We start from the raw sequence: 7308 nt of genomic DNA, 5'->3' as shown, positions 1-7308 counted from the left end.
CCATGTTGCCGTCGTATTTGCCGGCGTCGCGCACCGTGTCGATATGGCTGCCCATCATCAGGCAGGGGGCACCCGGCACAGTCCCTTCATAGCGCCCGACGACATTGCCGATGGCGTCGATCCGGGCTTCCATCCCGGCCTCGCGCATCCAGCCGAGCAATTCGTCGGCGGCGGCGCGATGGGCGGGGGAAAGGAAGGTGCGGGTCAGATTCTCCGCGACCTCCGTGTGGCGGGCAAAGGCTTCGAGCCGGTCGTAGAGCCGGCGGCCCAGGGAGAGGTCGTTGACGGTCGCTCGCATGGGAAAACGATAGGGAGCGTTGCGTTTGCCTGTCTGCCCGGCTCTTGTGCAATGCACCTTCTGCGTTTTTCGTAAAATGCCCTGCGCCTATTTCGTCTCGCGCATCTTGGACAGCGTGGTGCGCGACGAGATCACCTCGATCGAGAGCTTCAGGGTGAGCAGGGCGGGCCGGCCCGACGCCACCGCCTGCAGGGCGGCTTCGAGCGCCGGGGCGAATTCGGCCGTCTCGGCAACCGTCGCGCCGTAAGCGCCGTAAGCCGCGGCCAATGCCGTGAAATCGGGATTGGCCAGGTCGGTGGCCACCACGCGGCCCGGGAACTTGCGTTCCTGGTGCATGCGGATCGTACCGAAGGAGGCATTGTCGATCACGATGATCAGGGGGGCGGCGCCGTGGCGGACGGCAGTCGCCAGTTCCTGCGAAGTCATCATGAAGCCGCCGTCGCCGACGAAACAGACCACCAGGCGGGTATCGGCCAGCTCGATCGCCGCCGCCACGGCGGCGGGCACGGCGTAGCCCATGGCGCCATTGGCGGGGGCGAGCTGGCTCTTGTAGTGGCGATAGCACCAGAAGCGTTGCAGCCAGCCGGAGAAATTGCCGGCGTCGTTGACCAGCACGACGTCTTCCGGCAGGCGCCGTTGCAGGGTCTCGACCACCGCATTCATGTCGAGCGGGCCGGGGCAGGGGTCGGGTTGCAGGCTGGCCAGATAGTCGCCCCGGCAATCGGCAGTCCAGCCGGCCCAGCGGGTCGCCGGCACGGGCAGTCGGGTGGTCGCGGCGGCGAATTCGACGACGCCGGCGTTGATCGCCAGGGTCGGCCGGTAGACGCGGCCGAGTTCCATCAGGTCGGCATGGACATGGATCAAGGGCACCGCCGGCTCCGGCACCTCGAGCAGCGTATAGCCCTGGGTCGCCAGTTCGGAGAGGCGGGTGCCCACGGCGATCACCAAGTCGGCCTGCTTGATCCGCTCGATCAGGCGGCGGTCGACCGAAGTGCCGAGTTCGCCGGCATAGACTTCGAGGGCATTGTCGACCAGGTCCTGGCGGCGGAAGCTGCAGGCGGTCGGCAGGTTCCAGGCGGCGGCGAAGCGGCGGATGTCGTCCGCCGCCTGTTTGGTCCAGCCGCCGCCGCCGACGATCAGGAAGGGCCGCTCGGCCTGGAGGATGCGCTCCGCCATCTCGACCATGAGCGCAGGCGCCGGATAGGCGGAAAGGGCGGCGACCTTGGCGGCGTCCTCGACCTCGACCAAGTCGTTCAGCATGTCTTCGGGCAGCGACAGGGCGACCGGGCCGGGCCGGCCGCTCAGGGCGATGCGGAAGGCGCGGGCGAGCAATTCGGGCAGGCGGCGGGCGTCGTTCACTTCGGCCGCCCATTTCGTGGTCCAGCCATAGAGACTGTCGACCTCGATCTCCTGGAAGGCTTCGCGGTAGCGCATGTGGCGGTCGACCTGGCCGATCAGCAGCACCATCGGGGTCGAATCCTGCATCGCGGTGTGCACGCCGATCGCGGCGTTGCAGGCACCGGGCCCGCGCGTCACGAAGCAGACGCCGACTTCGCCGGTCAGCTTGGCATGGGCTTCGGCCATGAAGGCGGCCCCGCCCTCCTGGCGGCAGACCACCGCTTCGATCTGGTTCGAATGGGCATAGAGCGCGTCGAGCGCGGGCAGGTAACTCTCGCCGGGGACGAGAAAGACGCGACGCACCCCCTGAATGGCCAATTGGTCGACCAGAATGGCCCCGCCGCTTCGCTTACCCGCCATGACTCGTCTCCGCCCTGAATCAGCGGCGGCATTCTAGGCGGTGTCGGGCGGGATTGTCCGCTCCTGTCATCATGGCAGGGTGGCGGCGAAAGGTCACCGCGGGCTCAGGCCTCGACCCGATCGGCCAACTCGCCTTCGGGCGTGAAACAGGCGGCCAGGAGACGGCCGCCGAAGCCGCAGCCACCGTCCAGCGTCGCCCGGTGGCGGCCAAAGGCGGGGCCGCCGCCGGTCCGGTCGAAACCGCGCACGACCAGGCGGAACTCGCCATAGGGCTCGTCGCCGGCGCGGAAATTGCTGCCCGTGTCCCACCAGAAGGTGTCGCGCTGTTCGGACAGCGGCCGTCCCGTGTCGAGGCCGGCGCTGACCAGCAAAAGCCCGTCCCGCCCGGTCAAGGCGTAGCGGCGCAACCCGTAGAAGATCTCGTCGTGGCCCGGATGATCGTGCACCGCCTGCTGGATGCGCGCGGTCCAGCGGGTGATGGCCAGCACGCCGTCCCGGCAATGGCCGAAGCCGCTCTCCGGCTCGATGCCGTAGCTGCGCAGGGTGGCGCCCACCCCCTGGCTCAGCATCCACGAGAGCACTTCGCGCGGGTTGGGGGCGAATTGGAGCTGGGCCAGCTTCATCCACATTTCTTCCTGGGCGCCGCGCAGATAGACGAGGTCCCAGGGTTCCGCCCCGCGGAACGAAAGGAAGTGGCGCCGGAAGGCCAGCAATTCGTCGAGGACATCGACCGAGCAAGGGCCCCGCCCGATCATGTTGCCGAGGTAGACCAGGCGGTCGCCCGGGGCGACGCGGGCGGCCAAGCGGTCGTGCAGAGTGACCAGCCGCTCGACCTCGCCGTGGATGGCGCCGACGCACCAGACCCTGCGGGCCAGGTCGAGCCTGCCGAAGATCTCGCTCGTCGCCTTTGCCATCACCGTCATGGGGTCCCCCGGGGCGGCTCGGCCTGACCCCGAGTCGCATGGGAAATTCTACCATGTCTGGTGCGGGTTGCGAGGACGGGCCACTAGCCATGGTGGGCTGCGGCGCAAAGAAAAACGGCGGCCGCCCCAGGGGGGAGCGGTCGCCGCCGTCTGTTGAGAAAAGGGGGCCGTCAGGCCGCCTGGAGAACCTTTTCCAGGCGCTGGATCGCGGCGTTCTCGTCGATCTGTTCGACCGCGGCGACTTCGCGGGCCAGACGGTCGAGAGCGGCCTCGTAGATCTGGCGTTCGGAATAGGACTGTTCCGGCTGGCCGGCGTTGCGGTGCAGGTCGCGCACCACTTCGGCGATCGAGACCGGGTCGCCCGAATTGATCTTGGCCTCATATTCCTGGGCGCGGCGGCTCCACATGGTGCGCTTCACGCGGGCACGGCCCTTCAGCACGCCGAGGGCGGCCTTCATGGTGTCCGGGCTGGACAGCTTGCGCATGCCGACCGCCTGCGCCTTGCCCATGGGCACCCGCAGGGTCATCTTGTCCTTGTCGAAGACGACCACGAAGAGTTCGAGAGCGATGCCGGAGATGGTCTGAGCTTCGACCGCTACGATTTTGCCGACGCCATGTGCGGGATAGACGATGTGGTCGCCGACCGCATAGTCGACGGTGATCTTCTTCTTCGCAACGACAGCCATTTCTTCGTCCCACTTTCGACGGTTAGACAGATTGTCCTCGTCCGGCCGAAGCCGTCGGGCTTCGTAACCGTGGACACAACACCATTTGCCAATGCCCGGATGCGGATGCTGGGAATCGGCGCCGGCTTCCTTCGGGATCAGCCGGCAGCACCGGGGGGCAGCCAAGCCGAAGGGTTATATCATGCTGCGCGGCGAAAATGAAGGGACTGTCACATTGCCCCTTGACACGGCGCCCTGAAAATATCAGCCGGCAGTCCGGCCTTGAGCGCTAACAGCTTGAATCGATTACTCGAATCGACACATGGCCGGGCTTGCGCCAAGCCATGCGGTGGCGCCATGGCGGGCTGCCGCGGGCGCGGGGCTGACATCGAAGCGGTGAAGCCGCCGTCCGCCCGTTGCGGTGCAGCGGCCATCCCGGTCATTCGTGGGGTTCGGCCGGCTTGGGCGAGAAGAATTTTTCCAGCTTGCCGTCGGCGCCCTTGTATTTGTCGGCGTCGGGCAGGGCGTCGATCTTGCGCGTGATATTGGGCCACTGGCTGGCGTAGTCACGGTTCAGTTCGGCCCATTTCTCGATGCCGTCCTCGGTATCCGGGAAGATCGCCTCGGCCGGGCATTCGGGTTCGCAGACGCCGCAGTCGATGCATTCGTCCGGATTGATGACGAGCATGTTCTCGCCTTCATAGAAGCAGTCGACCGGGCAGACCTCGACGCAATCCGTATATTTGCACTTGATGCACTGTTCGCCGACCACATAGGTCATGTCTCGTCACTCCGTCTTGCCGGTTCACTCGAGGCCGAGCCGGCTCCGAACCCTTTTTCGCGCGGCACCACTGGCGCCGTCATCGACATAGATCAAGCCGGCGATACGCCGCATCAGGTTGGCTTCCATCGCGTGCTCCCTGCCGTCGGCATAGACCACTTCCCAGAGCCATTCCATCAACCGCTCCCGCTCCGCCGGTGCCATGGCGTCCTTCACCGTGCGGGTGAAGCGCAGCAATTGGGCGGATTCGGCCTGGCGCTGTCCGGCTTCTTCCATCAGCGCGGCCAATTCCCACGGGGTGAGGGTGAAATGGCGGCTCAGGATTCCCTCGATCACGGCGCGTTCCGCCTGGTCGATCCGGTCGTCCATCGAAGCCGTCTCGAGCAACAGCACGGCAGCCGCGAACGCCACATCGTCGCGGCCGCGGTCGGCTGGCGCTTCGCCCTTCAGGTATGACAGCAATCGCTCGAACACGCGCCTGCCTAACACGCGCTCCGGCGTTCGACAACCCTGCGCGGTTTATGGACATAGGAGGCGCCGCGGCTCAGCTTAGCGGCGTGATGTCCTCGTAGAGGGATTGGGCTTCCGGCGCCGGGCCCCGCCGTTCGCCGAGGCCGAGCACGCGGACGACGCGGACCCACGGCCCGAAGCTCAGGGTCAGCACGTCGCCGACCCGCACAGTCTGATGCGCCTTCAGGGCGGGCTGGCCGTTCAGGCGGACGCGGCCGGTCTCTGCCTGATCGGCACCGAGGCCGCGCGTCTTCACGAAACGCGCGTGCCACAACCATTTGTCCAGACGCAGCGCGGGTCCAGACGTTTCCGCCATCAGCGGACCAGCTTGTCCCGCAGTGCGGCCAGCTTGGCGAAGGGCGAATCCGGATCCACCTTGGGCGGCGGCGGCTCGGTCCGACGCGGGCGGTTCTGGCCGCCGGGACCGGGCTTCGGCCCCTTGCCGTGATGGCCCTGGCCCTGATGCGCTTGGCCCTGCTGATTCCCCTGGCCCTGGGGCCGCTGCCCCTGGCCGCGATGCTGCTGGTCGCGGTTGTGGTGCTCGCGGGGCTGCTGCGGCCGGGGCGCCTGCTGCGGGGCACCCGCCTCCGGCGCGGCGGCCTGGGCTTCGCCCGGCTGGCCCGCGGGGTTCGGCTTGCGCTGCTTGCGGCGGCGGTCGCGCGGGTCCGGATGCTTTTTCGGCTTGGGCGCGAACTGGCCGATCAGGCGGGGCGCGCCGCCTTCGCCCTCAGCCGGGGCGTCACCTTCGCCCGCGGCGGCATCGGACGCGGGCGCCTCGGACGCAGCCGCATCAGCGGGGACGGCGCCGTCTTCGGCCGGGGCGGCGTCCGACCATTCGGTCGTACTCGCGGGCGGCTCTGTACCGGCCGTCTCGGCGGCGAGAGGCTCGCTTCCGGCCGGCCGGGCCTTGTGGCGGCGGCGACGGCGGCGCTTGCGCGGTTCGCCGGCGGCGTCCTGTGGGGTCTCGCCCTCGACCGCTTCGCCTGCGGCGCCGTCGGCTTCCGGCGCTTCGCTGTCGGGGCGGGCATCCTCGGGAGCGTCACCCGCGGGGGTCTCGCTCGCGGAGGCGTCGCCTTCGGTAAAGGGCGCGGCGGCCGGGGGGGCTGCCGCTGCGGGCGCCGGTACCGGGCGCTGCGGGCGGCCCTTGCGGCCGCGCACGCGGTAGCGGATGGCGCCGTCGTCGAGCGTCAGCTTTTCGTAGCCGAGGGCGCGCATGACGGCGACGAATTCCTCGTTCGAACAGCCGACCAGGCCGGTCAGTTCGCCCGTTGGCGCGACCAGGTCGTCGCTCTGCTTGTCGCGCAGTGCCTGGTCCAGACGCTCCAGCATGTCGATCCGGATCGCCTTGGCACCGCAGCGGCGGAAGCCGGCGACAGTCAGCCATTCGTCGGGCGTCTGGCCGTCGAGCGGATAGGCGACATGGCCGGCGGCCGGCGGATTGACCGAACCCTGGCCGGTGAAGACGGCGCGCAGCGTCAGCTTGAGCTGGGTCGCATCGGGCTTCAGCAGGCCGGGCAGGAAGACGGTGAGCTTGCCGAACTTGACGCCCAGGCGGCGCAACTCGGCGCGCACCGGCTGGCTCAGGGCGTCCACCTCGGCCGAAATCTCGCGCCGGGGGATGGCGCCCAGCGCCTCGCCCAGGCGATAGGCCAGGCCGCGGGCCTGGCCCGGCAGTTCCTCGGCATTCTGCAGCTTGGTCAGGGCGCCCAGCACGGTCTCGATGCGGGCGGTGACGAAGCGCTCCACCCGGTGCAGCACGCGCTCGCGCTGCGCACCGTCCAGCAATTCGTGGGGCAGCAGGTGGACGCGCGGATGCAAGGCATCGCGCCCGGCGGTCAGGCGGGCCAGGACGGTACCGTCCCAGATTACCCGTCCCTCGGGGTCGAGCTTGAACACGTCGTCGCCGGCGGCTTCCAGCTCGTCGGTGCGGCGCGTCACTTCGGGGCCGAGGGCGCGGTTGGCCGCGGCCTGCACGGCCTTGCCGTCGACGCCTTCGGCGTCGGGGTCGGGGATGAATTTCAGACCAGACATGCGTCCCACATACTCTCCTTCGACCAGCACGTCACCTGCCGAGTCGACGGCGCCCAACAATTCGTTCTCACCCGCCAGACGCCTGATCAGCGCCGACGATCGCCGATCGACGAACCGTTGGGTCAGACGCTCGTGCAGGGCGTCGGACAGGCGGTCCTCGATGGCGCGCGCCTGTTCCTGTAGCGCCTCCGCGCGCTCAAGCCAATCCCCGCGATAGGAAACAAAGGTCCAGGTGCGGATATGGGCGAGCCTCGCGGCCAGCGTGTCGATGTCGCCCTCGGTATCGTCGATCCGGGCGAGCTGCTCCTCGACCCAGGGGCCGGGCAACCGGCCTTCCTTGGC

At 68.6% G+C, this 7308-nt stretch carries 6 protein-coding genes and 2 pseudogenes; all 8 read right to left on the bottom strand.

Features of this window, described 5'->3' with window-relative positions; genetic code table 11:
* Nucleotides 1–298: pseudogene (locus WC493_RS20745) on the bottom strand (hypothetical protein); the annotation flags it as partial.
* A gap of 87 nt (nucleotides 299–385) precedes the next feature.
* Entirely contained in the window at nucleotides 386–2056 is a 1671-nt protein-coding gene (locus WC493_RS20740) for a thiamine pyrophosphate-dependent enzyme (RefSeq protein ID WP_373068107.1), read from the bottom strand.
* A gap of 104 nt (nucleotides 2057–2160) precedes the next feature.
* Nucleotides 2161–2979, bottom strand: coding sequence for a hypothetical protein (locus WC493_RS20735; protein WP_373068105.1), 819 nt, complete (start codon nucleotides 2977–2979; stop codon nucleotides 2161–2163).
* A 170-nt stretch (nucleotides 2980–3149) separates the two neighbouring features.
* Nucleotides 3150–3665, bottom strand: coding sequence for a CarD family transcriptional regulator (locus WC493_RS20730; protein WP_373068103.1), 516 nt, complete (start codon nucleotides 3663–3665; stop codon nucleotides 3150–3152).
* A 418-nt stretch (nucleotides 3666–4083) separates the two neighbouring features.
* The gene (fdxA, locus tag WC493_RS20725) at nucleotides 4084–4425 is read right to left on the bottom strand and encodes a ferredoxin FdxA (protein WP_373068101.1); all 342 of its coding nucleotides are present in this window, start codon (nucleotides 4423–4425) and stop codon (nucleotides 4084–4086) included.
* Nucleotides 4426–4449: 24 nt separating this feature from the next.
* The gene (locus tag WC493_RS20720; RefSeq protein WP_373068099.1) at nucleotides 4450–4887 is read right to left on the bottom strand and encodes a TerB family tellurite resistance protein; all 438 of its coding nucleotides are present in this window, start codon (nucleotides 4885–4887) and stop codon (nucleotides 4450–4452) included.
* Nucleotides 4888–4969: 82 nt separating this feature from the next.
* The gene (locus WC493_RS20715; RefSeq protein WP_373068097.1) at nucleotides 4970–5251 is read right to left on the bottom strand and encodes an RNA-binding S4 domain-containing protein; all 282 of its coding nucleotides are present in this window, start codon (nucleotides 5249–5251) and stop codon (nucleotides 4970–4972) included.
* Nucleotides 5251–7308: pseudogene (locus WC493_RS20710) on the bottom strand (hypothetical protein); the annotation flags it as partial. The pseudogene WC493_RS20710 and the gene WC493_RS20715, both read right to left, overlap by 1 nt.

The sequence above is a fragment of the Zavarzinia sp. genome (genome assembly GCF_041650655.1).
GTDB lineage: Bacteria > Pseudomonadota > Alphaproteobacteria > Zavarziniales > Zavarziniaceae > Zavarzinia.
The sequence above is the reverse complement of the archived record's forward strand: the minus strand, read 5'-3'. Positions and strand labels throughout refer to the sequence as shown.